The sequence below is a fragment of the Geminicoccus flavidas genome (assembly GCF_009806515.1).
Classification (GTDB): Bacteria; Pseudomonadota; Alphaproteobacteria; order Geminicoccales; family Geminicoccaceae; genus Geminicoccus; species Geminicoccus flavidus.
On sequence record NZ_WUJP01000720.1, the window covers coordinates 1 to 3,008 of the forward strand.

Below are 3,008 nucleotides of genomic sequence, written 5' to 3' on the forward strand. Positions count from 1 at the left end.
GCAGCCCTGCGATCATCGCTGAACCGGCCGCCCGGATGGATCTAACCCATCCGGGCACCGGCGCAGCCAAGCATCCTGGCCTGTTCAGCGGCCCATGATGAAGTCCGAGCAGCGGTCGCCCAGCATCATCGCCGGGGCGTTGGTGTTGCCGGCATTGATGTTCGGCACGGCGGACAGGTCGCACACCCGCAGGCCGTCCACGCCCCGGACCCGCATCTTCGCATCCAGCACCGCCATCGGGTCGCCATCGGCCCCCATCTTACAGGTTCCGGCCGGGTGGTAGTTGGTCTTTACGAAGCGCCGGCAATGGCGGCGCAGGACCTCGTCGTCCGGTTCGGCGCTATCGGGCAGGGCGATGCGCTCGATCCGCTCGGCCACCGGGCTGGTGCGGAACACCCGCAGGAAGAAGCGCTGGCCCGCCATCATCTCCGCCATGTCCTGCTCGTCCTTCAGCAGGTTCGGCGACACCAGCGGCATGGCCATGGGGTCGGCGGAGCGCAGGCGGACCGTACCGCGTGACTTAGGCTTCACCACCACCGTGGTGATGGTCAGGCCGTACGTGTCCTGCATGGTGTTGCGGGTGTCGCGGTCCAGGTACACGATCGGCACGCAGAAGGCCTGGATGGTCGGCGGTGCGTCCGGGTCGGCCGGGTTGACGAAGGCGCCGGCCTCCACGCCGGCGGAGGTGACCGGGCCGGTGCCGAACAGCTTGAACTGCAGGCCATTGCGCAGCATCCGCCAGCCGACCCCTTCCTTGAAGTAGCCGTAGCGGCCGTTCGCGACCGCGGTCATCGGCACTTCCGGATGGTCGATCAGGTTCTCGCCCACGCCCGGCAGGTCGACCTGGCAGGCGATGCCGTGCTCCCGCAACTGGTCGGCCGGGCCGATGCCCGAGAGCATCAGCAGCTTCGGGCTCACCAGCGACCCGGCCGACAGCACCACCTCGCCCCGGGCATGGGCGACGCGATCCTCGCCATTCTGCCAATAGGCTACCCCCACCGCCCGGCCGTTCTCCACGATGATCCGGGTCACCTCGGCGTTCAGCCGGATGGTCAGGCGAGAATCGCCCTTGAGCGGTTCAAGGAAGGCATAGGCGGCACTGCTGCGCCGGCCGCTGCGGTTCATGAACTGGTAGAGGCCGACCCCGTACTGGCTCTCGCCGTTGAAGTCGTGGTTGTAGGGCACGCCCAGCGCCTGGACGGCCTGGAGGAACCAGCGCGAGAAGTCGTTGACGTGGCCGGGGTCGGAGACCAGCAGCGGCCCGTCCGCGCCGTGGCGCGCATTATGCAGGCGGTTGTTGCCCTCCATGCCGCGGAAGTGGCGCAGGACCGCCTGCCAGCTCCAGTCCGCGCCATCATTGTTGCCGCGCAGCAGGTCGTGCCACTCGTCATAGTCGGAGGGTCGGCCGCGGATATAGACCTGCGCGTTCACCGATGAGCCGCCGCCCAGCACGTTGGCCTGCGGAATATCGTGCGCGCGGCCCTCCAGATGCTCCTGTGGCACCGTGGTGTGGTAGCGCATGTACTTGCTGCCGTTGATCAGCTTGAAGATGCCGGGCGGCATGTCGAGCAGCGGGTGGCGATGGGAATGGCCGGCCTCCAGTAGGAGCACCCGATGGTTGCCGACCGCCGCCAGTTTGGCCGCAGCCACGCAGCCGGACGATCCGCCGCCCGCCACGATGAAATCGAACTCTTCGCGCGCCATTGCACTCCCCAGCAGAAAGGGCGCTGCGGCTCTGTAGAATCGGCGAGGATCTCGTGGATCGCCGCTGCCGGTTGCGCCCCATGTCGCGAGATAGCGGCTGACACCTCCGGCCGCCAACTGCCGAAACGACGACATGAGGCGGGGTCCGGCCATGCTTTTGGGGAGACGGCATAGCGGCGGATGGTCATGGCTGACCGCGGCGGCCGGCCGGCTGGTGCTGAGGGCCACCATCAAGGGCCAGTCGGCCGCCCTACCGTCGGAAACGCCCTACCGTCAGAAATGCATGGAGCGGCGCCCTTGACGGGCACCGCTCGCTGGAAAGTGGCCGCTGGGCAGGCTCAGGCGAACGCTCCTACCAGGATCGCCTCGTCGGCCGGATCCTTGACCTGCTGGAGCAGCGCGTTCTTCAGCTTTTGCAAGGCGCGGTGCTCGATCTGCCGGACTCGCTCCTTGCTGATGCCGAGCTTGCGGCCGAGCTCCTCCAGGGTGGAGCCTTCCTCGCGCAGGCGCCGCTCGCGGATGATGATCTGCTCACGTTCCGAGAGGGTCGCCAGCGAGCTCGCGATCCAGCGAGTGCGGGTGCGGCTGTCATGGCCGTCGGCCAGCGCCTCCTCGGGGTTCGGCCGCTCGTCGGCGATGAAGTCCTGGCCGACGCTCTCGCCTTCCAGACCGACCGGCGCGTTCAGCGACTGGTCCGCGGCCGACAGCCGGTGCTCCATGGCGATCACGTCGGCAATGCCGACATCTAGCTCCTGGGCGATCGCCGCCCGATCGTCGTCGTCCATCTGCTGCTTGCGCCCACCATCGATGCGGGCGCGCAGCCGGCGCAGGTTGAAGAACAGCGACTTCTGCGCGGCAGTGGTGCCGGTGCGCACGATCGACCAGTTGCGCAGCACGAAATCCTGCATGGCCGAGCGGATCCACCAGGCGGCATAGGTCGAGAAGCGGACATCCCGCTCCGGCTCGAATCGGGCCGCGGCCTGCATCAGCCCGACCATGCCTTCCTGTACCAGATCGGGCATGGGCAGGCCGTAATTGCGATAGCGGCCAGCGGTCGCCACCACGAGCCGCAGATAGGAGGTCACGAGTTCGTGAAGTGCGGCCTGGTCATTGTTTTCACGCCAGCGCCGCGCCAGTTCCAGCTCGTGTTCGCGAGCGAGCATCGGGGCGGCCATGGCACCCTGTACGAAGCGGCGGTCTGCGCGCTGCGCCGACATGGTGTCAATCATACTCATCCTGATGCCTCCGCGAGAGCTCGGGTCCTGAAGGCGACTGCCGCACCCCGACCCGGGCGGCGCCTCAGC

Annotated in this window: 2 protein-coding genes; both read right to left on the reverse strand. The window is 67.9% G+C overall.

Going from position 1 to position 3,008, the window contains the following annotated elements:
• Positions 1-84: 84 nt before the first annotated feature.
• Complete coding sequence (locus EQG76_RS20650; RefSeq protein ID WP_159716222.1) at positions 85-1,704, reverse strand: GMC family oxidoreductase; 1,620 nt, start codon at positions 1,702-1,704, stop codon at positions 85-87.
• A 338-nt stretch (positions 1,705-2,042) separates the two neighbouring features.
• Positions 2,043-2,939 (reverse strand): RNA polymerase factor sigma-32, encoded by an 897-nt coding sequence (locus EQG76_RS20655; protein WP_159716223.1) that lies wholly within the window; start codon positions 2,937-2,939, stop codon positions 2,043-2,045.
• Positions 2,940-3,008 lie beyond the last annotated feature (69 nt).